Source organism: Polaromonas sp. P1_E3 (assembly GCF_056405935.1).
The window spans coordinates 69,640-91,688 of sequence record NZ_JBFUBD010000001.1; the positions used below are offsets into that span (position 1 = coordinate 69,640).

Genomic DNA, 22,049 nt, shown 5'->3' on the forward strand with positions numbered 1-22,049 from the left:
TCATTCGATCACCTTGGGCACGAGAAAGAGGCCGCGCTCCACGGCCGGGGCGCTCACCTGGCTGGCTTCGCGCTGGTTGGGTTCGCTGGCGATGTCTTCGCGCAGGCGCAGTGCAACTTCACCAATCACCGCGGCCGGGTGGGCCAGGGGCTCCACCCCGTCGGTATTGACGGCTTCCATTTGCTCGACCAGGGCGAAAAAACCGTTGATCTGGCTCAGGGTGCGTGCCGTTTCGTCGGGGCGCAGTTCAAGCCGCGCGAGATTGGCGACGCGGGCGATGTCTTGGGGTGTCAATGCCATAGGAAGTTAGAAGAAAGGCGGGAGAAAATAAACCAGAAAACAAGGGCTGAAACGAGGTGTAAAGCTGAAAAAACGGGTCTGCTAAAGCTATTGATCTATAGGGGATGCGTTATTATCCCGCCTTTGGTGTGAAATCAGGGTTGGATGCGGGCTTTAGGCGCTTTTTAGGTGCCAGAAGCAGATTTCAGAGCGCCTCTGGCCCAACTTCCCCATAATTGCTTGATCAATAAAAAGGCGATGGAGCAACGAAGTGCGCTCATGCCCCAACCGGACCCCTGCATATGTTTGAAGCATTCCGTCGGTATTTTTCCACCGACCTGGCCATCGACCTTGGCACCGCCAACACCCTGATTTTTGTACGCGACCGCGGTATTGTGCTGGATGAGCCTTCTGTGGTCGCCATCCGCCACGAAGGCGGCCCCCAGGGCAAAAAAACCATCCAGGCCGTAGGCCATGAAGCCAAGGCCATGCTGGGCAAGGTTCCCGGCAACATCGAAGCCATCCGGCCCATGAAAGACGGCGTGATTGCCGACTTCACCGTGACCGAGCAGATGCTCAAGCAGTTCATCAAAATGGTGCATCCGCGCAGCCTGCTCAAACCCAGCCCGCGCATCATCATTTGCGTGCCTTGCGGTTCCACCCAGGTGGAGCGCCGCGCCATCCGCGAAAGCGCGCTCGGCGCCGGCGCCAGCGATGTGTACCTGATTGAAGAGCCCATGGCCGCGGCCATCGGCGCCGGCCTGCCGGTCTCGGAAGCCAGCGGGTCCATGGTGGTCGACATCGGCGGCGGCACCACCGAAGTCGGCGTCATTTCGCTGGGCGGCATGGTCTACAAAGGCAGCGTGCGTGTCGGCGGCGACCGCTTCGACGAAGCCATCATCAACTACATCCGCCGCAACTACGGCATGCTGATCGGCGAGCCAACCGCCGAGGCCATCAAGAAAAGCATCGGTTCGGCCTTTCCGGGCTCCGAAGTCAAGGAAATGGAAGTCAAGGGCCGCAACCTGTCCGAAGGCGTGCCGCGCAGCTTCACGATCTCCAGCAATGAAATCCTGGAAGCCCTGACCGACCCGCTCAACAACATCGTCAGTGCCGTCAAGAACGCGCTCGAGCAGACGCCACCCGAACTGGGCGCCGACATTGCCGAGCGCGGCATGATGCTGACCGGCGGCGGCGCCTTGCTCCGCGACCTGGACCGCCTGCTGGCCGAAGAAACCGGCCTGCCGGTGCTGGTGGCCGAAGACCCGCTGACCTGTGTGGTGCGCGGCTGTGGCATTGCGCTGGAGCCCATGGACCGCCTGGGTTCCATCTTCACCTCGGAATAAGCGTCTTCACTTCATGCTGCACGCCGGGCATGAAGCGGGGCCAGCCTGACAGCGAACCATGCCTTTAGGAACCCTCGACAGATCCCCGCCGCCCTTTTTCAAGCAGGGGCCGTCGGCATTGTCCAAGCTGGTGTTTTTCAGCGCGTTGTCGCTGTTCCTGATGGTGGCCGACACGCGTTTTCGCATCACCCAGCCGGTGCGCGCCGCGCTGGCTACTGCGCTCTATCCAGTGCAATGGCTGGCGCTGCAACCGGTGCGCGCCGTCAAAAGCAGCGGTGAATATTTCACCACCCTGAACGATGCAAAAAACAGCAGCGAGGACGCCAGCCGCAAGCTCGCACTGCAGTCGCTGCGCGCCGGTCAGGTCGAGCAGCTAACGCAGGAGAACAACCGCCTGCGCAAGCTCATGGGCCTGCGCGAGCAGCTCGGCACGCCGGTGATGGCGGCCGAAGTGCTTTACGACGCGGCAGACCCTTACACCCGCAAAGTCATCATCGACAAAGGCATGGCGCAAGGCGTTGACCTGGGCTCGCCGGTGCTCGACGAGTCGGGCGTGCTGGGCCAGGTTACCCGCGTGCATCCGCTGGTCAGTGAGGTGACCTTGCTGGTCGACCGCGACCTGGCCATTCCCGTGCTCAATGTGCGCACCGGCGCGCGCAGCGTGGCCTATGGCGACCCGACCGTTTCCGGCAGCGGCCTGGAGCTGCGCTTCATGGGCAGCAATTCAGATGTGCAGCAAGGCGACCTGCTCACCACCAGCGGCGTTGACGGCGTCTACCCGGCGGGCCTGCCGGTAGCCAAGATCAGCCGCATCGAGCGCCGCGCGGAGTCGGCCTTCGCCAAGATTTTCTGCACACCGCAGGCGCTCGTGACGGGCGCGCGGCATGTCATCGTTGTCAAGCCCGGCACCGGCCAGATCCCGCCGCGGCCTGACGACGCACCCGAGCCCGCACCCAAGAAGAAAGGGGCTTCGAAATGATCATGCAGGGAGTGACGACATGATCATGCGATCAGGCCAGCAGCTGCTGCTGCCCGCCAACCCCGTCTTCATCTGGTGCAGCCTGATCGCGGCGTTGCTGCTGGACATGTTGCCCCTGGGCCGCGTGCCCTGGATGCCCGACTTCCTGGCCCTGGTGCTGGTGTTCTGGAACGTACACCAGCCGCTGCGGGTCGGCATTGGTGTGGCTTTCATGTTCGGCCTGGGCATGGACGTGCACCAGTCCTCGCTGCTGGGCCAACATGCGCTGTCGTACACGGCGCTGAGCTTTTTTGCGACGATGATCCATCGCCGCCTGCTCTGGTTCACCGTGCCGTCGCAGGCTGTGCAGGTGCTGCCGCTGTTTGCGGTGGCGCATGGCGTGGAGCTCGTCATCCGCATGATCGGGGGCGGCATTTTTCCGGGCTGGATCATGCTGCTGGCGCCGCTGATCGAGGCCGTTCTGTGGCCGGTGGTGAGCGTGCTGCTGCTGGTGCCGCAGCGCCGTGCACCCGATCCCGACCAGAACCGACCATTGTAGATATGGCCCCCACGGTCACTCACTTCGTGTGTTCCCTGCCCCCCGAGGGGGCCGCCCCGCCTGCGGCCTGGCAAAGCCAGTTCCGCGGCTCGGACTGGCCTTTTTCGGCTCGCTTCGCATCGCCTCCTTGTTGTGGGCACTTTCTATCGGTTATAGAGTCGGACCACCATGACTGAGTTGAGGAATGTTGAAGCCGACCTGTCGCGTTTTCGCGCGCGGGTGCTGGTGGCCAGCTTTGCGGTGCTGTGTGCGTTTGGCTTGCTGGCGGTGCGGCTGGTGTATTTGCAGGTATACCGCCATGCCGACCTGAACGAGCAGGCCGAAAGCAACCGGACGGCCATCGTGCCTATCGTGCCCAACCGGGGCTTGATCCTGGACCGTAACGGGGTCGTGCTGGCCACCAACTACTCAGCCTACACGCTGGAGATCACGCCTTCCAAGGTCGCCAACCTGGACGAAACCATTGCCGCGCTGGAAAAGGTGGTCGACATCCAGGTGCGCGACAAGCGGCGCTTCAAGCGGTTGCGTGAAGAGTCCAAAAATTTTGAATCGCTGCCCATACGCACCCGCCTGACGGACGAGGAAGTCGCCCGCTTTGCGGCGCAGCGTTTCCGGTTCCCGGGCGTAGACATCAAGGCCCGGCTTTTTCGCAGTTACCCGTACGGTGAGCTGGGCAGCCACGTGGTGGGCTACATCGGCCGCATCAACCAGGCAGAAAAAGAAGTCATTGAAGGCAGCGAAGACGAAGGCAACTACCGCGGTACCGACTACATCGGCAAGCTCGGTGTCGAGCAGAGTTTTGAGCAGCAGCTGCACGGCACGACCGGTGTTGAGCAGGTCGAGACCTCAGCGGGCGGCCGCGCCATGCGCAAGCTCGCCAGCAACCCGGCCACACCCGGCAACACCGTCATGCTGTCGCTGGACATCCGCCTGCAAAAGCTGGTGGAGGACATGTTCGGCGACCGGCGCGGCGCGCTGGTCGCGATGGACCCGAAGACCGGCGACGTGCTGGCGTTTGTCAGCAAACCGACGTTCGACCCTAACCTCTTCGTGGACGGCATCGACACAGAAAGCTGGCAGTACCTGCGTGACTCGCTGGACAAGCCGCTGCTGAACCGCGCGCTGCGCGGCACCTACCCGCCGGGCTCCACCTACAAGCCCTTCATGGCCATGGCGGCGCTGGAAACCGGAAAGCGCTCGGCCAGTTTCATCGTCAACGACAACGCCTCCTGGAGCTTTGGCGGCCACGTGTTCCGCAGCCACGGCGACATTGCGCTGGGTGCGGTGGACATGTACCGCGCCATCGTGAAGTCGAGCAATGTGTACTTTTATTCGCTGGCCAACGAGATGGGCGTGGACGCCATGCATGACTTCATGCAGCCGCTGGGTTTCGGGCAGATCACCGGCATCGACATCGCCGGCGAAGTCACGGGCGTGCTGCCCAGCCAGGCCTGGAAACGCAAAGCCTATAAAAGGCCGGAACACCAGAAGTGGTACCCCGGTGAAACCATCTCGCTGGGAATCGGGCAGGGCTATAACACCTTCACCATGCTGCAGCTGGCGCAGGCCACCGCCGTGCTGGCCAACAACGGCGTCAAGCACCGGCCGCGGCTGGTGATCGGCACCCAGGACCCGGTGACGCGCGTGATGCACCCGCTGCCGGCCGATGCGCCGGAAAACCTGGGCTACAAGCCTGAAAACATCGCGATCGTGCGCAAGGCCCTGGTCGGCGTCACCCAGGAAGGCACTTCGGCCCGGGTGTTTGCCGGGGCCGGGTACCTGAGCGGCGGCAAAACCGGCACGGCCCAGGCGGTCACCATCGGCCAGAAAGACAAGTACAACAGCAGCAAGATGGAGGAATACCAGCGCGACCACGCCGTGTACATGGCGTTTGCGCCGGCGGAAGACCCCAAGATTGCGCTGGCGGTGATCGTGGAAAACGCCGGCTGGGGCGCCGGCGTGGCGGCGCCGATTGCACGGCGTGTTTTTGACTATGTGCTGCTGGGCCAGTACCCGAGCGAAGAAGACATGGTGGCGGTGCAGAAGGGGCTGGCGGCAGCGCCCATCGGCAAGCCGCGCCAGGCCGCCGACATGGCCGGCCTGCTGTCGGCCGGCGCGGCAGGCGCTTCTCCAGGCCCTACCAACGCAGCGGCAGCCGCTGCCGCCAAAGCCAGGACGGCGGCGATTGCGGAGGCGCTCAGCAAGCTCCCGCCACCCATGGCGGCAGCGGGTATCAATCCCGATTGAGCCGGCAGCTGGTTGTTGCTATCGATTTGATAGCTGCTTGCGACCGCCACCATTGGGCTGAATGCCAAATTGACCGGTAATTTGCGAACGACGGTGAATGGCGAGAAGCGGCTGTGGATGCCGGATTCCAGCAAAAAATGGCTCCAACCCATACAGGGCGTGCGCAAGCAGCTATTAAATCAATAGCAAACTGGCTGCGCGCCGTCAGCGCATGAATGCGTCAAAGCCGGTTTTCAGGATCAGGGCACTGACCACGGCGATAAACACCCCGCGCACAAACCCGGCCCCATGCTTGAGGGCCAGCCGGGTCCCCAGCAGGCTGCCCGCCACGTTGGCCACCGCCATCGTGAGGGCGAAATGCCACCAGACATGGCCTTTATAGGCAAAGAGCGCCAGGGCTGCGAGGTTGGTGGCGGTGTTGAGCAGCTTGGCCGAAGCCGATGCGTTCAGGAAGTCGTAGCCGAGCCAGCGCACAAACAGGAACACAAAAAAGCTGCCGGTGCCCGGACCGAAAAAACCGTCGTAAAACCCCAGCACCAGACCGATGCAGCAGGTCGCCGCAGTCTCGGCATGGCCGGTGAAGCGGGGCGTGTGGTGGCGGCCCAGCTCCTTCCTGGCCAGCGTATAGAACAGCACGGCCAGCAGCACAAAGGGCAGGGCCTTGCGCAAAAATCCCGGGGAGATGACGGTGACCAGCCAGGCGCCCGCCAGCGAGCCGGCAAACCCGGCGGCCGCTGCCGGCAACAGCGCCGCCCAGCGAAGCTCCACGCGGCGGGCATATTGGGCCGTGGCCACTGCCGTGCCCCAGACCGAGGCCCCCTTGTTCACCCCAAACAGGGTGGCCGGATGCGTGGTGGGAAAAACCGCAAACAGGGCCGGCACCAGAATCAGCCCGCCGCCCCCGACGATAGAGTCCACAAAACCGGCGAGCAGGGAGGCCAACGAGACGATGAATAATTCCATGGCCCGGATTGTCTCATCGCACTGAATGGGCTAATTGCTATGAAATTAATAGCTGCGTGCGCGCGCCGGGCAAGCATTTCAGGAGATTTGAATGGGAAACCCCATCAGCGTGGAGGCAAAAAAAAGCGCCGGGGTTGCCGGCGCTTTTTGCAGAGCTGCATCTCTTGTGGAATGCCGCTTTGCGTGTTTACTTCTTAATGACTCTCTCGTGTCTCCTCGGCTCCTCGCGTTGCGAGCAGCTAGGCTCGTCAGCAAGTCATCCAATATAGCTGGCGCACTGTCACAGTGCATTGGGGGTTTCCCGGCCCCGGACTTTGGGCTGTCACCGGATTTTGCGGGTGTTTTTGGGGCCCACATCCACCCGCCTGAGCACTTTTGCCGTACATATTTTTGATCACAGGCGCTACTGTGGTATTGGCATGACTTATGCCTGTTGTTACCAATTGTTGGCTGACTGAACAGGCGGGCACCGTATGCGGATGAACAGATTTCTGGCGTTGGGTATGTTTTTATGCGCGGGCCTGGCAAGCCAGCAGGCCGTGTCGCAGACCACGGCACCTGCCACCGTGTCTCCTACGGCCACGCCGCCCGCCGTGATTGCCAGCGCCCCGGACGCCGCATCTGTCCCGCCAGCTGCAGTTCCCGCACCCCCTCCTGTTCCTGTGGCTGCCTCCGCGCCTGCGGTTGCGCTTCCTCTTGTGCCTGCTTCGACGCCCGCACCCGCACCGCTGACCCAGCCGGGGCTGGTCGGCGCAGAGACCCTCAATGGCGCAGACACCGCCTGGATGATGACATCCACCGCCCTGGTGCTGCTCATGACCTTGCCCGGCATTGCACTCTTTTATGGCGGCATGGTGCGCAGGAAGAGCGTGCTGAACGTCATGTCGTGCGTCGTCGCCATTTGTGCTGTCGTCAGCCTGCTCTGGTTTGCGGTGGGCTACTCCATTGCCTTCACGCCCGGCAAAGGTGCGCTCGGCCACTACGTGGGCGGGCCCGAGCGCCTCTGGTTTGCTGGGCTGGACTATGTGAAGGATGCGCAAAAGGTGGCGGTGAGCCATATCGCCCCCAACATTCCCGAGTCGGTGTATGCGATGTTCCAGCTGACCTTCGCCATCATCACGGCCGCTCTGGTGGTCGGCTCGTTTGTGGAACGCATGCGGTTTTCCGCGATGCTGGTATTCATGTCCTTGTGGACCGTTGTCGTCTACGCGCCCATCGCCCACTGGGTCTGGGAGCCCAACGGCTGGCTGGCGCGCATGGGCGCACTGGACTTCGCCGGCGGCTCGGTCGTGCACATCAATGCCGGCATTGCCGGGCTGGTCTGTGCCTATGTGCTCGGGCCGCGCCACGGATATGGCCGCGAGCCCTTCACGCCTTTCAACCTTGGCCTGACCATGGCCGGTGCGGGCATGCTGTGGGTCGGCTGGTTTGGCTTTAACGCCGGCTCCGCCGTGGCGTCCGACGGCCGCGCCGGGCTGGCGATGGCCGTCACGCACATCGCGGCCGCCGCGGGCGCGCTCTCATGGATGGCGGCCGAGTGGCTGGTTCGCGGGCGTCCCTCGTTGCTGGGCCTTTGCTCGGGCCTGGTGGCCGGGCTGGTCGCCATCACGCCGGCTGCGGGCTTTGTCTCGCCGCGCGCCGCGCTGGTCTTTGGCCTGGTGGCTGGTGTGGCCTGCTATTGGGGTGCCACGGGCCTCAAGCGCCTGCTCAACGCCGACGATTCGCTGGACGTCTTCGGCGTGCACGGCGTCGGCGGCATTGTGGGTTCGCTGCTGACCGGTGTTTTTGCCAGCAAGGCCATCTCCGGCGTCGAAGGCAACGTGATGACCCAGGCGATCGGCGCCGGCGCGGTCATGCTCTACAGCCTGTTCATGACGGCGCTGGCCTTGTGGATCACCTCGCTGATCGTCAGCCTGCGGGTCAATGAGGCCGCAGAGAGCGACGGCCTGGACATCACCCAGCACGCCGAGCGCATCGGTACCTGACTGACAGACAACGGGACCCTACTTTCAAGGACTGCGCATCATGCCCTCCAGTGAAAAAATCGCCGTCGCGGCCCACCTGCATGTGCTGCTGCGCCGCAAGACCGGCCGCGTCACCGACACCGAATGGATGGCCGGCAACCACGAATACGCCGCCGAAATAGCGCGTTTTGCGCGCGAAAAAGCCGCCGAAGACGGTCACGTGGACCTGGCGGTCTGGGCTGACCGGCTGGAAGAGATCATGGCCGCGCCCGAGCCCAAGGCCCGCGTACCGCTGGTGCAGCTGGTGTCCGAGGCGGTGAAAGAGCGCAGCCAGCCGGTGCTTGCCCCGGCGCCCGTGCCCGACCGCCAGAGTGCGCGGTCCATCGATACCGAGGAAGAGGTCTATCCTGAATCAGGCTTTATCGAGTCGACATTCGGCGCCATCTTTGGCGAGGGCGAGTCGCCGCGGGAGCGCCGCCATCGCGACCCGAACGCGCCGCGCTATGTGAAGGGCCTGCGGTAATTGGTAGCCCCCTGTCTCGGCGCACTGCGTGTAGCCGGAACCCCCCTCAGGGTGGCAACACCTGCGGCCCGGCAAAGCCGGTTCTGCGGTGTTCTTGCCCCGAATGCGCCGCGCTTTGTGAAGGGCCTGCGGTGGGCGGGCCAGCCCAGCAGGTTTATTTCGCCGGCTGCGCTTCCCGGGCCCGGTTCAGGCTGTGCGCCAGGATGTTGCGGGTGCGCAGGCGGATGTTGGCGCTGGCGTCTTCCGCAAAGGCGGCCACATAGGGGTGGCCCGCGTTGTCCGCCAGGATGCTGCGCCGCACCAGCTCAAGGCCGCCCTCGCAGGCTGACAGCGCGGTATCGGCGAGCACAAATACGGACTGCTCCGGGTTGTCCTTCAACCGTTGCAAGGCGCCTTGGGCACAGCGCTGGTAGTCGTTGATGGCCGTGGCCACCGGCGCCCGCGCAATCGACAGCGGGTCCTGGCTGCCGCGTTGCGCGGAGCCGCAGGCCGACAGCGCGCCCAGCAGGAGGACGATCGGAAGAGTGGTCAGGTGTTTCATGGTTTCGATGCGACGCAGGCTGTTTCGGCCCTGGTCGGCATTGTGTCATCGGCGCCCGACGCCGGCTGGCTCTCCGGCATCAAGGCGGCCCGGAAAACGGACCGGCGTAAATCGCGCTAGCCAGCGCCGGGCACACGCAGTAGCATGCGAGGGTTTTATATATAAGGAGGGACTTATGCGGTGGAATTGCATGTCAGGGGCCTTGGTGTTGTGGTTCGGAACGTTTTGCATGGGCGCTGCACATGCCCAGGCGCAGGTCCAGGCGCAGGCACAGCAGCTGATACTGGGCATCAGCGAAGGAAGCTCGGGCGGCCTGGACCACGCCCAGGTGATTGCCAAATACCAGGGCCTGGCCGAAGTGATCGGCAAGGCCATGAAGGCCAAGGTGAGTGTGGTGTTTGCGCGCGAGTTCAAGCAGCTGGAAGAGGGCATGCAGACTGGCCGCTTCGACCTGGTGATGGCTCGCCCGAGCGACTACCCCGCGCGCGGCATGCGCGATTACGGCTACAGCTACATCGCCAGCACCAAGCCCGACGGGCAGTGTTTCATCATTGCGCCCAAGGGCTCGGCCCTCAAGACCATCGACGACGTCAAGGGCAAGCGGATTGCGCTGCCGGAGCAGATCGCCTACATGTCGCGCTTCTGCGCCGCAGAGCTGAGGGACAAAGGCATCCTGGTGGAGAAGGAAAACGTGCAGTTCGTGCGCGAGCAGGCGGCCGTCGGCTTTTATCTCGACAACAAATTCGCCGACGTGGGCGGTGTCGCCTCCTACTCGGGCATCGGCAAAAAATGGGAAAAAGACGGCGGGCGCATCCTGCACAAGAGCGTGGCGCAACCTTACTTTCCGCTGGTCGCCCATAAACGCGTCAAGCCCGAGCAGCTCAAGGCCATCCAGGAGGAACTGCAGGCCCTACCCGCCACCGATGCGGGCAAGGATGTGCTCAAGCGCATCGGCATTGAGCAATTCGACACCACGTCGGAAGCCCGCATGCGCGAGCTGCTGAAGTGGCTCAATATCTGAGCGGGGCCTTTGCCTGAGATCCTGCCGGCTGCAGTGGCGGCAGGCTCGCCCATGCGCCGCCACTGACTGACCGCAGGCCTCGGCTGTCCCCGCGCGGTGTGCCGAATCGTCTGCCCGCGTGAGGATCGCACTTCATGGGGCTCCTTCCTGCGCGTTGGTTTGCTGGCCGGTTGATCCGCCGCATCCGTATGCCTCGAACGCCCTAGGGTTTTCACTAGAAAAAAGAGGCATTATCGCGTTGTAATAGTTATTATTCATAACCATAATTGGCTTCCAGAAATCTACTCACATGACCCCAAAATACCTTCATCTCGAAATGCACGGCAATGTCGCCGTAGTCCGTCTGGCGCGCCCTGCCAAACGCAACGCCCTGGGTGACGCCTTGATCCTGGCATTGCGGAACCTGTTCGAAAACCTTCCTTCTGAAACAAGAGCCGCCGTGCTTTGCGGCGAGGGCGACCATTTCTGCGCCGGCCTTGACCTCAGCGAACTCAAGGAGCGCGACGCCAGCCAGGGCCTGCACCATTCGCGCATGTGGCATGCCGCGCTGGAGCGGGTGCAGTTTGGCCCGGTGCCCGTGATTGCAGCGCTGCACGGCGCGGTGGTCGGCGGCGGCCTGGAACTGGCAAGCGCCTGCCATATCCGCGTGGCTGACGAAAGCGCGTTCTACGCATTGCCCGAAGGTTCCCGCGGCATCTTTGTCGGCGGCGGCGGTGCGGTGCGCATTCCGCGGCTGATAGGCGCCGCACGGATGACCGACATGATGCTGACCGGCCGGGTCTATGACGCGGTGGACGGTGAGCGCATCGGCTTCGCCCAATACCTGGTGCCCGAAGGGCAGGCCTTCAACAAGGCGCTTGAGCTGGCCACTCGCGTGGCAGAAAACGCACCCCTGACCAACTACGCCCTCATGCATGCATTGCCCCGCATTGCCGAGCAACCGGCCGACCAGGGTTTCTTCACGGAGGCCCTGATGGCGGCCGTGGCGCAAAGCGCGCCGGAGGCCAAGCGTCGCGTGAAGGACTTCCTGGACGGCAAGGCCCGCAAGGTCCAGAAAACCTGATCAATCCAGGCGGGCAGGCGGCAAACGATATCGAGAAAAAAGACAGAAGAGACAACCATGAGCGCCCCGAAATTTCGTCCCATGGCCTTTGGCGTGACCCGTGTGGTCTTGCGCGACGGCGCGCCTGGCGTGCGCTATCTGCGCGCAGACCAGGCCCTGCAGGCCTACCCGACCCGGCTCACCGACCGCCTGCAGCACTGGGCGCAGACGGTCCCGGGCCGCAGCTTCATGGCGCGGCGCGAAAAGCTGGCTGATGGCAAAACAGGCGACTGGCGGCATGTGACCTATGGCGAAGCCTGGGCATCGGCCCGCAACATCGCGCAGGGGCTGATTGACCGGCGCCTGAGCACCGAGCGCCCGGTGGTCATCCTGTCGGAGAACGACCTGGAGCATGCGCTACTGGCGCTGGGCTGCATGCTGGCCGGCGTGCCCTTTGTACCGACGTCGCCGCCCTATAGCCTGGTCAGCCAGGACTACGACAAGCTGCGCCACGTGCTCAAGACCGTGACGCCGGGCCTGGTGTTTGCGGCCGACGGCGCACGCTACGCCAGGGCCATCAACGCCGCCGTTGGCGAGGGTGTCGAGGTGGTGCTGGCCGCAGGGCAAGTCGAAGGACGCGCCACCACAGCGTTCGCCGAACTGGCCGCCACGCCGGCGACAGAAGCTGTAGACCGCGCCATGCAGGCCACGGGGCCGGACACGATCGTGAAATTCCTGTTCACCAGCGGCTCCACCAAGATGCCCAAAGCGGTGATCAACACCCAGCGCATGTGGTGTGCCAACCAGCAGCAGATGGCGCAATCAATGCCGGTGCTGCAGGACGAGCCGCCGGTGCTGGTCGACTGGCTCCCCTGGAACCACACCTTCGGCGGCAACCACAATTTCGGCATGGTGGTGTTCCACGGCGGAACGCTCTACATCGACGACGGCAAGCCGACCCCGGCGCTGATGCATGAAACCCTGCGCAACCTGCGCGAAATTGCCCCCACGGTTTACTTCAATGTGCCCACCGGCTTTGAGGCGATCGCCCATGCCATGAAGACGGACGCAGAGCTTCGGCGCAAGCTGCTGTCGCGCGTGAAGATGTTCTTTTATGCCGGCGCTGCGCTGGCCCAGCCGGTGTGGGACAGCCTGTACGAGTCTGAAGAAAAGGAAGTGGGCGAGCGCATTGTCATGGCCACGGGCCTGGGCATGACCGAGTCCGGACCGTTTGCCATCTTCGTGACCCATCCCCATGTGAAAGCCGGCGACCTCGGCGTGCCCGCCCCCGGCATGGAGCTCAAGCTGGTAGACACCGACGGCAAGACCGAGGTGCGCTACAAGGGACCCAACATCACCCCCGGCTACTGGCGGGCGCCGCAGGAGACCGCAGGGGCCTTTGATGAAGAGGGCTTCTTTTGTACCGGCGACGCCGTCAAATGGATTGATGAGAGCAACATCCACCTCGGGCTCAAGTTCGACGGGCGCATCGCCGAAGACTTCAAGCTGGCCACCGGCACGTTCGTCAGTGTGGGTCCGCTTCGCGCAAAAGTCGTCGCTGCGGGAGCACCTTATGTGCAGGACGTGGTGCTCACAGGCATCAACCTCAAGGAAGTGGGCGCGCTGGTTTTCCCGACACCTGCGGTGCGCACGCTGGCCGGACTGCCGGCTGACGCGCCGCTGCGCCAGGCTGTTGAAAGCCCGCAGGTGGTCGCGCATTTCCAGGCGGTGCTGGACACGCTCGCAGAAGGCGCCACCGGCAGCGCAAGCTGCATCCGGCGCCTGCACCTGATGCATGAGCCGCCTTCGTTCGACAAGGGCGAAGTTACCGACAAGGGCTCCATCAACCAGCGCGCCGTGCTGACGCACCGTGAAGCTTTGGTGGTAGCCCTGCACGATGACACGGCGCACCCCATCGTCAAACCCGCCGCATCCTGAAACTCAAGACTCCAACACATACCCAACGCGCAGGCACCATGCAACCCAAAGGATTTTTCTCCGCCTTCGAAGACGTCTGGATGCTCGACGGCATCCGCACGCCCATGGTCGACTACTGCGGCGCCATTGGCCACATATCGCCTACCGACCTCGGCATCAAGGCCGCGCGCGCCGTGCTCCGGCGTTCCGGTGTCAATGGCAGCGATATCGATTCGGTGCTGGCCGGCAACATGGCGCCCGGTGATTTTGAGCAGTTCATGCTGCCGCGCCATATCGGCCTCTACGCCGGTGTGCCTGTGGAGGTGCCGGCCATCATGGTGCAGCGCATCTGCGGCACCGGGTTCGAGCTGTTCCGCCAGGCGGGTGAGCAGATCCAGAGCGGAGCTGCCAGCGTGGCGCTGGTCGTCGGCGCCGAGAGCATGACGCGCAACCCGATCGCCGCCTTCGAGCACCGTACGGGTTTCAAACTGGGCGCCCCGGTCGGCTTCAAGGACTTCATGTGGGAGGCGCTGAAGGACTCTGCCGCCGGCATCGACATGATCCAGACCGCGGAAAACCTTGCAAAAAAATACGGCATCACGCGGGAGGCCGTCGATGAATTTGCTTCCAGCTCGTTCGCCAAAGCCGTGGCGGCACGCGAGGCGGGTTTTCACGCCGGTGAAATTGTGCCGGTGGTGACGGAGGAATTTGAACTCGCCGGCTATGCCACGCGCGGCATACGCCTGCAGGGCAAAACCGCGGAAGTCGCGCAGGACACCCACGCACGCCTGTCGCCCGTCGAGGTGCTGGCCAAACTACGGGTGGTTCACGCCGGCGGGGTGCAAACCGGCGGCAACAGCGCCGCGCTGGTCGATGCGGCCGCGGCGGCCGTGGTGGCCTCGGGCGAATACGTGAAGGCGCGTGGCAAAAAGCCGTTGGCGCGCGTCGTAGCCGCGGCAGTGGTGGGCGTGCCGCCTGAAATCATGGGCATCGGCCCCGCGCCGGCGATTCGCCTGCTGCTGGCGCGCTGCGGCCTGACGCTGGACCAGATCGGCCGCTTCGAGATCAACGAAGCCCAGGGTGCGCAAACACTGGCAGTGGCGCGTGAACTGAACCTCGATCTGCGCAAGCTCAATGTCAATGGCGGCGCCATCGCGATGGGCCACCCGCTGGCAGTGACCGGTGTCCGCCTGACGATCACCGTCGCGCGTGAAATGCAGCGGGCGGGTGTGCGTTACGGCATTGCATCCGCATGCGTGGGGGGCGGGCAGGGCATTGCCTTGCTGCTGGAAAACCCAGGGGCCGAAATTTCTTGAGTAAATAGTGGTGCAGCGCTTGATGGACAAGCGCAAGCAGCTATAAAAATAATAGCAATAGATCTGGAGACAAGGCATGAAGATAGAAGGACTTGCAGCACTGGTGACAGGAGGCGGCTCAGGACTGGGCGAAGCCACTGCCCGTGAGCTCGCACGCCTGGGCGCCAGGGTTGCCGTGCTGGACGTGAATCTCGCCGGCGCGGAAAAAGTCGCTGCCGACATTTGCGCCACGCATGGGAGCGGCGCGGCAGTGGCGTGCCAGTGCGACATCACCGACAGCGCCAGCCTGGCCGCCGCGCTGGAGAAAGCCGCAACCGCGCACGGCCCGGCCCGCATCCTGATGAACATCGCCGGCATCGGCTCGGCAAAGCGCATTGTGGCCAAAGACGGCAGCCCTGCACCGCTCGAAGACTTTGCCAAAGTCGTCACCATCAACCTGGTGGGCACCTACAACGCCAGCCGCCTGTTTGCGGCCGCCTGCGCCAAACTGCCCGCACTGGAAGACGGCCAGCGTGGCGTCATGGTGTTCACCGCCTCGGTGGCGGCATTTGACGGCCAGGTGGGCCAGCAGGCTTACAGCGCGTCCAAGGGCGGCCTGGTCGGCATGACACTGCCGATGGCGCGCGACCTGGCGCAGCACGGCATCCGTGTCTGCACGGTGGCGCCGGGCCTCTTCGCCACGCCGCTGATGCAGCAGTTGCCCGAGGCGGTACAGGCCTCGCTGGCTGCCAGCATTCCTTTTCCGCAGCGCCTGGGCAAGCCGGAAGAGTTTGCCCAGCTGGCCGCGCACATCGTGGCCAACGACCATCTCAACGGCGAAGTCATCCGGCTGGATGGCGCATTGCGCATGGCGCCAAGGTGAACAGCATGAGCAAGACGGTTGTTTACGAAGTTTGCGTTGCGTTTGGCGACTGCGACCCCGCAGGGATCGTGTTCTTTCCCAATTTTTCGCGGTGGATGGACGCCTCGTCGCTGAACTTCTTCGTCAAGTGCGGCGTGCCAACCTGGCGTGAGCTTGTCAAGACCACCGGCATCATCGGCACGCCACTGCTGGAGATCAATACGCGATTCACCCAGCCCGCCGTCTACGGCGAGACGCTGCAGATTCACACCAGCATTGAGGAGTGGCGCGACAAGGTTTTCATCCAGAAGCACGTGATCAAGCGCGGTGACGACCTGATCTGCGAAGGCCGTGAAACGCGGGCCTTCTGTATCCGCCGTCCGGAGAATCCTGAGCGCATCAAGGCCATTGCCGTGCCGCAAGACATTCGGGCCCTGTGCAGCTGACGCTTCGGGCGTTCCGGTTCTGTTCTCGCCTTTCAGTTTTTGATTTCGGTTTTGCTTTTTTCGACCTGTTGGACATTATTAAAAAGGAGACATTTCATGCAAACACGCCGTCATTTTGTGCAGGCAGCCGCAACGCTCACCGCAGCCGCCGGTTTCGCCCCGTTCTCTGCCCATGCGAACCCGCTGGAGCAGGTCAAGATCATCTACGGATTCCCCGCCGGCAGCGCGGGCGACATCTGCGCGCGCCGCGTCGGTGACAAGATGGGCGGCACCGCCTATTCCAAAAACAACGCCATCGTGGACACCAAGGCCGGCGCCGGCGGCCGTATCGCGCTGGAGACGCTGAAGATGGCGCCCGCGGACGGCTCCGTCATCGCCATGTCGCCGTTTTCCTGCATGTCGCTCTATCCGCACATCTACAAAAAGCTGGCCTACGACCCGTTCACCGATTTTGTGACCGTGGGCACTGCTTCCATGATCCACCATGGGCTGGCGGTCGGGCCGCTGGTGCCGGCTTCGGTGAAGACGGTTCAGGACTTCCTGGTATGGGCCCGGGCCAATCCGAAGGATGCGAGTTATGGCTCGCCCGCTGCGGGATCAACGCCGCACTTTCTGGGCGCTTTGCTGGGCATGAACAACCAGGTGGAACTCAAACATGTGCCTTACCGCGGTTCCGTGCCCGGCGTGACCGATGTGGTGGGCGGCCAGCTCGCCGCGATGGTGACGCCCCACGGCGACTTCATCCCCAACCACAAGGCGGGCAAGCTGCGCATCCTGGCAACGTCCGGCAAGCAGCGCTCACCCTTTGTGCCAGAAGTACCGACCTTCGCCGAGCAGGGTTTTGCCGACCTGACCGTGGAGGAATGGTTCGGCTTTTATGCACCGGCCAAAACGCCGGCCGGTGTGGTCGCCGCCGCCAACGCCGCCATCAACGCCGCCATCAAGGACAAATCCGTCATCGACTCGCTGACGGTGGTGGGCCTGATTCCCTACGGCGGCACGGCAGAGGACATGGCCACCAGCCAGAAGCGCGAGCTCGACCGCTGGGGCCCGCTGATCAAGAAAATCGGCTTTACCGCCGAGTCTTGAGTAGAAAGCGGTGCCGACAGCGCTGGTGACGCCTGACGCCGCCAGGCGTCCATCAGCAGTCGGCACCGGTTGGCATAATCAGGGCTCGACTGGCCGCCTGCCGTGCGGCCGGTATTGCCCGATGACGAAAGCCCCCGATCACCTATGCCAGCGTCCCTCAAACCAGCGCCCGCTGTCGAAGAAGTCGATACCTCCTACCTTGAAACCCTGATTGGCTACAACGCCACGCGTGCTTCGCTCAAGGTCATCGAACTGTTCATGAAACGCATGGCGGTGTATGACCTGCGGCACGTGGATTTTTCCATCCTGTCGCTGATCACGCACAACCCGGGCATCACCTCGCGCCAGCTGTGCAGTGCGCTGAGCATTCTTCCGCCCAACCTGGTCGGCAAAATCGGCACACTGGAAAAACGCGAACTCGTTCACCGCAAGCCGCATCCGCAGGACGGCCGCGCGGTGGGACTGTATCTCACCGAAGCGGGCGAGGCGCTGATGCGCGAGGCGGAGCGCACCGCCTCAGACCTGGAGGCAGATGCCACCGAGCGCCTGAGTGCGGCGGAAAAGAAGACGCTGGTGCGCCTTCTGCAAAAAATCTATCTTTGACCTGTTTCGAATGGGCGGTGCTGCCGGAAGCTCCCGGAAGGCTTCGGCACGGCACTGCCTTCAAATGCCGGCCTGAATCCACCCGGCGGCCTTTTCCGCAATCATGAGCGTGGGTGAGTTGGTGTTGCCGCTGGTGATCAGCGGCATCACACCGGCATCCACCACGCGCAGGCCGCGAACCCCGCGCACCCGAAGGTGCGAGTCCACCACCGCCATGGGGTCGTCTTCCTTGCCCATCTTGGTCGTTCCCACCGGGTGAAAGATGGTGGTGGCAATGTCGCCCGCCAGCCGTGTGAGCTCTTCGTCCGTCTGGAACTGTACGCCCGGTTTGAATTCCTCCGGCCGGTATTTGGCCAGCGCGCTCTGGCTGACGATCTTGCGGGTCACGCGCAGCGAGTCGGCGGCCACCTGCCGGTCTTCGGCGGTACTCAGGTAGTTGGGCGCAATCGCCGGCGCATCCTCAAAGCGGTTGCTCTTGATATGCACGGTGCCGCGGCTGGTCGGGTTGAGGTTGCACACGCTCGCCGTGAAGGCGTTGAAGCCGTGCAGCGGCTCGCCAAAAGCGTCCAGCGACAGCGGCTGCACGTGGTATTCGATGTTGGGGTAGGGCTGGTCGGGCGACGAGCGCGTGAAAGCCCCGAGCTGCGACGGTGCCATGCTCATGGGGCCGGTCTGCTTCAGCGCATATTCCAGCCCGATGCGGGCCTTGCCCCACAGTGTGTTGGCCATGGTGTTGAGCGACAGTCCCCAGCGCTGGTCGCTGTGAATCTTGTAGACCGAGCGAATCTGCAGATGGTCCTGCAGGTTGGCGCCCACGCCGGGCAGGTCCTGCAGCACGGGGATGCCGTGCTGCTGCAGCAGGCTGGCCGGGCCAATGCCCGACAGCTGCAGAATCTGCGGTGAGCCGATGCTGCCTGCGCACAGGATGACTTCGCCCATGTGCCCCGAGTCGCGTGTCGAATGCGCCGTCACCCGCTCGTCGCCGGCCCACACTTCCACACCGGTGCAGCGCTGGCTGCCGTCGGCTTGCGCTTGAACCACCAGCTTGCACACCTGGGCGTTGTTCCACAGCTCAAAATTGGGGCGGGCATAACAGGCGGGCCGCAAAAAGGCCTTGGCGGTGTTCCAGCGCCAGCCCTTCTTCTGGTTGACCTCGAAGTAGCCCACGCCTTCGTTGTCGCCGCGGTTGAAGTCGGAAGTTGCCGGGATGCCGGCTTGCTGCGCCGCTTCGGCAAATGCATCGAGGACATCCCAGCGAAGGCGCTGTTTCTCGACGCGCCATTCGCCGCCTGAGTTATGGTGGCGCAGCAGCTTCTGGTAGGGCTGGCTTTTGTCCTGCATCAGCTCGGGCGCGGTGCCGCGCGCGCCGTGCATCGCGTCGGCGCCCTTGTGGTGGTCTTCGTGCAGCTTGAAGTGCGGCAATGCGTTGTCCCAGCGCCAGGCCATGTCACCCGTCAGCTGGGCCCACTGGTCGTAGTCGCGTGCCTGGCCGCGCATGTAGATCATGCCGTTGATGCTGGAGCAGCCGCCCAGCGTCTTGCCGCGCGGATAGCGCAGCGCCCGCCCGTTGAGGCCGGCGTCCGGTTCGGTGTTGTAGAGCCAGTCCGTGCGCGGGTTGCCGATGCAATGCAGGTAGCCCACCGGGATGTGGATCCAGTGGTAGTCGTCCTTGCGGCCGGCCTCAATGAGCAGCACGCGCTTGGACGCATCGGCGCTCAGCCGGTTGGCCAGCAGACAGCCCGCGGTACCGGCGCCGACGATGATGTAGTCAAAAACCTGGCTGTCGTCTTGCATGGATGTTGTGTCTCTTGGCTTTGAGCCGTGTGTTTTTGATGGGGCGGGTGGCTGTGCTGTTGGGCGATGGCGTTGTTCGGCGCTGCCACCCTGATCCTGCCATCCCAGCCTAACGCGGGGCTGACCGCCAGCATGGGCCTGATTGTGGCAAAACCCCGCGGCCGGCGCGGCGGGGATTACCCGCTGGCCTTTCCTTTCGGCAGCGCCCCGGCAGGTTGTAGGACCAAGGCGATAGCGTCGTTTTTGACTGTGTATTTGTGTTTCCTGCAGTTACCATGACAATTTTGCGAACCGGGCGCTGGCCGCCATTCGCAGGCTACCGGCCAGCGCCGGACACGACCGGACGCTTTTTTACCGAATGCCCATGGAAGAATCCACGCCTCGCATCGAACAGCAGGACACGCCGCAAGGCCGGCTGTTTGTCGTTCGCGGCGCGTGGACCGCAGCCGACCTTACTGCGCAGGAGGTCTGGCAAGGCCTGACGGCCCAGTTAAAGGACCTCAAGGACGGCGCCCGTTTCGGCGCCGGGCCGCCCCAAGCCGAAACAGCCCCTTCTTCCGGTGAAAGGGGCAGCGCACCGCCGAAGGCACACGAAGTGGAAAGCGTGGGGGTCATATGGAATCTGGAGCCACTGGAAAAACTCGACCATCTGGGTGCACAGGTCCTGTGGAACCATTGGGGCCGTGACTGGCCCGCCCAATTGCAGGTGCATGCGAGCCAGCGCGCGGTGCTGGAAACCGTCGCCAAATTCAGCGTCGATCTGCCCACACCCCGCAAGGGCCACTGGAGCGAGCCCTTCATCCTGCTGGGCGAGCGGGTGTTCCGGCTGCTCGATCATCTCAAGGGCCTGGTCCGGCTGATCGGCCAGTTGCTGCTCGACATCATCCGGCTCATCCGGCATCCACAGGAAGGCCCGTGGCGGGACCTGTCCGGCCACCTGTTCCATATCGGCGCGACCGCGCTGCCCATCACTGCGCTGGTCGGGTTTTTGATCGGCGTGGTGCTGGCCTATCTGATCTCGCAGCAGCTGCGGCAGTTCGGTGCCGACGCCTTTATCGTCAACATCCTGGGTATTTCACTGATCCGCGAACTCGGCCCGGTGCTCGCGGCCATTCTGATCGCAGGGCGCAGCGGCTCGGCCATCACCGCGCAGATTGGCGTGATGCGGGTGACTGAAGAGCTAGACGCCATGCGCGTGATGGGCATTGCGCGGGGCTTTCGTCTGGTGATGCCGCGCGCGCTGGCGCTCGCTGTGGTCATGCCGCTCATCAGCGTCTGGACCACGATCGCCGCCTTGCTGGGTGGCATGCTCGCGGCCGATGTGTCCATGGATATCTCGCCGTCCTACTTCATCAATTCTCTGCCGGCCGCGGTGGAGGTCGCCAACCTTTCGCTGGCTACCGGCAAATCGGTCGTGTTCGGCCTGCTGATCGCGCTGGTCGGCTGCCATTACGGTTTGCGTGTCAAACCCAATACCGAAAGTTTGGGCCAAGGGACGACTGCTTCTGTGGTCACGTCGATCACGGTCGTCATTCTTGTCGACGCATTGTTCGCCGTCCTGTTCAAAAGCGTTGGAATATGAATCGAGCCCCCACGGTCACGCACTTCGTGTCGCTCCCGAGGCCTTGCAGGCCGCGGCTCGCGAGACGCTTCGCCTCTGTCGCCCGTCCAAGCCTGCGCAGGCAGGCTTGGAGCCGCGGGCCCCAGCCCCTCGGGGGCCGCCCGCCTGCGGCCTGGCAGAGCCAGTTCCGCGGCTCATGCTGGCCCTCTGCAGACTTGATTCGCATAGTTTCTCGGGCGGTTTTCAATGACTGAACCTATCGTTGACATTAAGAAGCTGTGGACCGTGTTCCAGAACGGCGACAAGAAGGCCGTGGTGCACAAGGACCTGGACCTGGCGGTGGAGCGCGGCGAGGTGTTGTCGCTGGTGGGCGGGTCGGGCACCGGTAAAACGGTGCTGCTGCGCCAGATACTGGGGCTGGAAAAACCCACCCAGGGCGAGATCACGGTGCTCGGCCGTCCGGCTGCCGAACTGGGCAAGCGCGGCGCGGCCAGCCGCGTCGGCATGCTGTTCCAGCAGGGCGCGCTGTTTTCGGCTTTCACCGTACTGGAGAACATCGCCTTTCCGCTGCGGGAACTCAAAACACTGCCGCGCTCGCTGGTGCGCGAAGCCGCCATGGTGAAGCTGCAGATGGTGGGCTTGGGCCCCGATGCGGCCGACAAGATGCCAAGCGATTTGTCGGGCGGCATGATCAAGCGCGTGGCCCTGGCGCGCGCCCTCATCATGGATCCGCCGTTGTTGCTGCTCGACGAGCCGACCGCGGGCCTGGATCCGGAAAGCTCCGACAGTTTTGTCTCGCTGCTGCGCTCGCTGCACCGGGACATGGAACTCACGGTGGTGATGGTGACGCACGACCTGGACACGCTTTTTGAGCTCAGCACGCGCATTGCCGTGCTGGCTGAACAGAAAGTCATCGTCAACGACGTACCCAAAGAGGTGGTGGCCTTTTCACACCCCTTTATTCACGAATTTTTCCTTGGCGAAAGGGGCCAGCGGGCAATGGAATTGCTCCGCGAATACCCCTTTACTGTTTAGAAAG

20 protein-coding genes are annotated in these 22,049 nt (G+C 63.7%); 16 read left to right on the forward strand and 4 right to left on the reverse strand.

Annotated elements, in window-relative coordinates:
• Complete coding sequence (gene gatC / locus AC1D0Z_RS00340; protein ID WP_477656252.1) at positions 1–300, reverse strand: Asp-tRNA(Asn)/Glu-tRNA(Gln) amidotransferase subunit GatC; 300 nt, start codon at positions 298–300, stop codon at positions 1–3.
• A 281-nt stretch (positions 301–581) separates the two neighbouring features.
• Here gatC and AC1D0Z_RS00345 point away from each other — a divergent pair, with 281 nt between their 5' ends.
• The 4 genes from AC1D0Z_RS00345 (at position 582) to mrdA (ending at position 5,389) form a co-directional block, all read left to right on the forward strand.
• Complete coding sequence (locus AC1D0Z_RS00345; RefSeq protein WP_477656253.1) at positions 582–1,625, forward strand: rod shape-determining protein; 1,044 nt, start codon at positions 582–584, stop codon at positions 1,623–1,625.
• A 58-nt stretch (positions 1,626–1,683) separates the two neighbouring features.
• Positions 1,684–2,604, forward strand: coding sequence for a rod shape-determining protein MreC (gene mreC / locus AC1D0Z_RS00350; protein WP_477656254.1), 921 nt, complete (start codon positions 1,684–1,686; stop codon positions 2,602–2,604).
• Positions 2,605–2,623: 19 nt separating this feature from the next.
• Entirely contained in the window at positions 2,624–3,142 is a 519-nt protein-coding gene (gene mreD, locus AC1D0Z_RS00355) for a rod shape-determining protein MreD (RefSeq protein WP_477656255.1), read from the forward strand.
• Between the two features lie 168 nt (positions 3,143–3,310).
• Positions 3,311–5,389, forward strand: coding sequence for a penicillin-binding protein 2 (mrdA, locus tag AC1D0Z_RS00360; RefSeq protein ID WP_477656256.1), 2,079 nt, complete (start codon positions 3,311–3,313; stop codon positions 5,387–5,389).
• Positions 5,390–5,593: 204 nt separating this feature from the next.
• On the opposite strand, the gene AC1D0Z_RS00365 is transcribed toward mrdA, so the two are convergent.
• Positions 5,594–6,352, reverse strand: a complete 759-nt coding sequence (locus tag AC1D0Z_RS00365) for a sulfite exporter TauE/SafE family protein (protein WP_477656257.1) — start codon at positions 6,350–6,352, stop codon at positions 5,594–5,596.
• 479 nt (positions 6,353–6,831) lie between these two features.
• Between AC1D0Z_RS00365 and AC1D0Z_RS00370 the strand changes: the two genes are divergently transcribed.
• Together AC1D0Z_RS00370 and AC1D0Z_RS00375 are read left to right on the forward strand one after the other, a co-directional pair.
• The gene (locus AC1D0Z_RS00370; protein ID WP_477656258.1) at positions 6,832–8,337 is read left to right on the forward strand and encodes an ammonium transporter; all 1,506 of its coding nucleotides are present in this window, start codon (positions 6,832–6,834) and stop codon (positions 8,335–8,337) included.
• A 40-nt stretch (positions 8,338–8,377) separates the two neighbouring features.
• Entirely contained in the window at positions 8,378–8,839 is a 462-nt protein-coding gene (locus AC1D0Z_RS00375) for a hypothetical protein (RefSeq protein ID WP_477656259.1), read from the forward strand.
• Positions 8,840–8,993: 154 nt separating this feature from the next.
• Here the strand turns inward: AC1D0Z_RS00375 and AC1D0Z_RS00380 are convergent, their stop codons facing one another.
• The gene (locus AC1D0Z_RS00380) at positions 8,994–9,380 is read right to left on the reverse strand and encodes a hypothetical protein (RefSeq protein ID WP_477656260.1); all 387 of its coding nucleotides are present in this window, start codon (positions 9,378–9,380) and stop codon (positions 8,994–8,996) included.
• A 229-nt stretch (positions 9,381–9,609) separates the two neighbouring features.
• Here AC1D0Z_RS00380 and AC1D0Z_RS00385 point away from each other — a divergent pair, with 229 nt between their 5' ends.
• From AC1D0Z_RS00385 to AC1D0Z_RS00420, 8 genes are all read left to right on the forward strand, one after another.
• A complete protein-coding gene (locus AC1D0Z_RS00385; protein WP_477656261.1) occupies positions 9,610–10,401 on the forward strand; it encodes a phosphate/phosphite/phosphonate ABC transporter substrate-binding protein in 792 nt (263 codons plus the stop codon).
• Positions 10,402–10,690: 289 nt separating this feature from the next.
• Positions 10,691–11,464 carry a crotonase/enoyl-CoA hydratase family protein gene (locus AC1D0Z_RS00390; RefSeq protein WP_477656262.1) on the forward strand — a complete coding sequence of 258 codons (774 nt, stop codon included), beginning with the start codon at positions 10,691–10,693 and terminating at the stop codon, positions 11,462–11,464.
• A 57-nt stretch (positions 11,465–11,521) separates the two neighbouring features.
• Positions 11,522–13,381, forward strand: a complete 1,860-nt coding sequence (locus AC1D0Z_RS00395; RefSeq protein ID WP_477656263.1) for a feruloyl-CoA synthase — start codon at positions 11,522–11,524, stop codon at positions 13,379–13,381.
• Between the two features lie 38 nt (positions 13,382–13,419).
• The gene (locus AC1D0Z_RS00400) at positions 13,420–14,676 is read left to right on the forward strand and encodes a thiolase family protein (RefSeq protein ID WP_477656264.1); all 1,257 of its coding nucleotides are present in this window, start codon (positions 13,420–13,422) and stop codon (positions 14,674–14,676) included.
• 76 nt (positions 14,677–14,752) lie between these two features.
• A complete protein-coding gene (locus AC1D0Z_RS00405; protein ID WP_477656265.1) occupies positions 14,753–15,538 on the forward strand; it encodes an SDR family NAD(P)-dependent oxidoreductase in 786 nt (261 codons plus the stop codon).
• A 5-nt stretch (positions 15,539–15,543) separates the two neighbouring features.
• A complete protein-coding gene (locus AC1D0Z_RS00410) occupies positions 15,544–15,963 on the forward strand; it encodes an acyl-CoA thioesterase (RefSeq protein ID WP_477656266.1) in 420 nt (139 codons plus the stop codon).
• A 96-nt stretch (positions 15,964–16,059) separates the two neighbouring features.
• Positions 16,060–17,052 carry a Bug family tripartite tricarboxylate transporter substrate binding protein gene (locus AC1D0Z_RS00415; RefSeq protein ID WP_477656267.1) on the forward strand — a complete coding sequence of 331 codons (993 nt, stop codon included), beginning with the start codon at positions 16,060–16,062 and terminating at the stop codon, positions 17,050–17,052.
• 144 nt (positions 17,053–17,196) lie between these two features.
• A complete protein-coding gene (locus AC1D0Z_RS00420) occupies positions 17,197–17,655 on the forward strand; it encodes a MarR family winged helix-turn-helix transcriptional regulator (protein WP_477656268.1) in 459 nt (152 codons plus the stop codon).
• 60 nt (positions 17,656–17,715) lie between these two features.
• Here AC1D0Z_RS00420 and AC1D0Z_RS00425 read toward each other — a convergent pair whose 3' ends face one another.
• A complete protein-coding gene (locus tag AC1D0Z_RS00425) occupies positions 17,716–19,449 on the reverse strand; it encodes a GMC family oxidoreductase (protein WP_477656269.1) in 1,734 nt (577 codons plus the stop codon).
• Positions 19,450–19,813: 364 nt separating this feature from the next.
• Here AC1D0Z_RS00425 and AC1D0Z_RS00430 point away from each other — a divergent pair, with 364 nt between their 5' ends.
• Both AC1D0Z_RS00430 and AC1D0Z_RS00435 read left to right on the forward strand, forming a co-directional pair.
• A complete protein-coding gene (locus AC1D0Z_RS00430; protein ID WP_477656270.1) occupies positions 19,814–21,031 on the forward strand; it encodes an MlaE family ABC transporter permease in 1,218 nt (405 codons plus the stop codon).
• Between the two features lie 225 nt (positions 21,032–21,256).
• Entirely contained in the window at positions 21,257–22,045 is a 789-nt protein-coding gene (locus tag AC1D0Z_RS00435; protein ID WP_477656271.1) for an ABC transporter ATP-binding protein, read from the forward strand.
• The last annotated feature ends 4 nt before the right edge of the window (positions 22,046–22,049 follow it).

Bases quoted from the DNA above. Each gene is read 5' to 3' on its own strand.
- AC1D0Z_RS00400 (WP_477656264.1), top strand. From the start codon at position 13,420: ATGCAACCCAAAGGATTTTTCTCCGCCTTCGAAGACGTCTGGATGCTC.
- AC1D0Z_RS00390 (WP_477656262.1), top strand. From the start codon at position 10,691: ATGACCCCAAAATACCTTCATCTCGAAATGCACGGCAATGTCGCCGTA.
- gatC (WP_477656252.1), bottom strand. From the start codon at position 300: ATGGCATTGACACCCCAAGACATCGCCCGCGTCGCCAATCTCGCGCGG.
- AC1D0Z_RS00405 (WP_477656265.1), top strand. From the start codon at position 14,753: ATGAAGATAGAAGGACTTGCAGCACTGGTGACAGGAGGCGGCTCAGGA.
- AC1D0Z_RS00395 (WP_477656263.1), top strand. From the start codon at position 11,522: ATGAGCGCCCCGAAATTTCGTCCCATGGCCTTTGGCGTGACCCGTGTG.
- mrdA (WP_477656256.1), top strand. From the start codon at position 3,311: ATGACTGAGTTGAGGAATGTTGAAGCCGACCTGTCGCGTTTTCGCGCG.
- AC1D0Z_RS00435 (WP_477656271.1), top strand. From the start codon at position 21,257: ATGACTGAACCTATCGTTGACATTAAGAAGCTGTGGACCGTGTTCCAG.
- AC1D0Z_RS00345 (WP_477656253.1), top strand. From the start codon at position 582: ATGTTTGAAGCATTCCGTCGGTATTTTTCCACCGACCTGGCCATCGAC.
- mreC (WP_477656254.1), top strand. From the start codon at position 1,684: ATGCCTTTAGGAACCCTCGACAGATCCCCGCCGCCCTTTTTCAAGCAG.
- AC1D0Z_RS00380 (WP_477656260.1), bottom strand. From the start codon at position 9,380: ATGAAACACCTGACCACTCTTCCGATCGTCCTCCTGCTGGGCGCGCTG.
- mreD (WP_477656255.1), top strand. From the start codon at position 2,624: ATGATCATGCGATCAGGCCAGCAGCTGCTGCTGCCCGCCAACCCCGTC.
- AC1D0Z_RS00425 (WP_477656269.1), bottom strand. From the start codon at position 19,449: ATGCAAGACGACAGCCAGGTTTTTGACTACATCATCGTCGGCGCCGGT.
- AC1D0Z_RS00375 (WP_477656259.1), top strand. From the start codon at position 8,378: ATGCCCTCCAGTGAAAAAATCGCCGTCGCGGCCCACCTGCATGTGCTG.
- AC1D0Z_RS00385 (WP_477656261.1), top strand. From the start codon at position 9,610: ATGGGCGCTGCACATGCCCAGGCGCAGGTCCAGGCGCAGGCACAGCAG.
- AC1D0Z_RS00365 (WP_477656257.1), bottom strand. From the start codon at position 6,352: ATGGAATTATTCATCGTCTCGTTGGCCTCCCTGCTCGCCGGTTTTGTG.
- AC1D0Z_RS00430 (WP_477656270.1), top strand. From the start codon at position 19,814: ATGGAAGAATCCACGCCTCGCATCGAACAGCAGGACACGCCGCAAGGC.
- AC1D0Z_RS00420 (WP_477656268.1), top strand. From the start codon at position 17,197: ATGCCAGCGTCCCTCAAACCAGCGCCCGCTGTCGAAGAAGTCGATACC.
- AC1D0Z_RS00415 (WP_477656267.1), top strand. From the start codon at position 16,060: ATGCAAACACGCCGTCATTTTGTGCAGGCAGCCGCAACGCTCACCGCA.
- AC1D0Z_RS00410 (WP_477656266.1), top strand. From the start codon at position 15,544: ATGAGCAAGACGGTTGTTTACGAAGTTTGCGTTGCGTTTGGCGACTGC.
- AC1D0Z_RS00370 (WP_477656258.1), top strand. From the start codon at position 6,832: ATGAACAGATTTCTGGCGTTGGGTATGTTTTTATGCGCGGGCCTGGCA.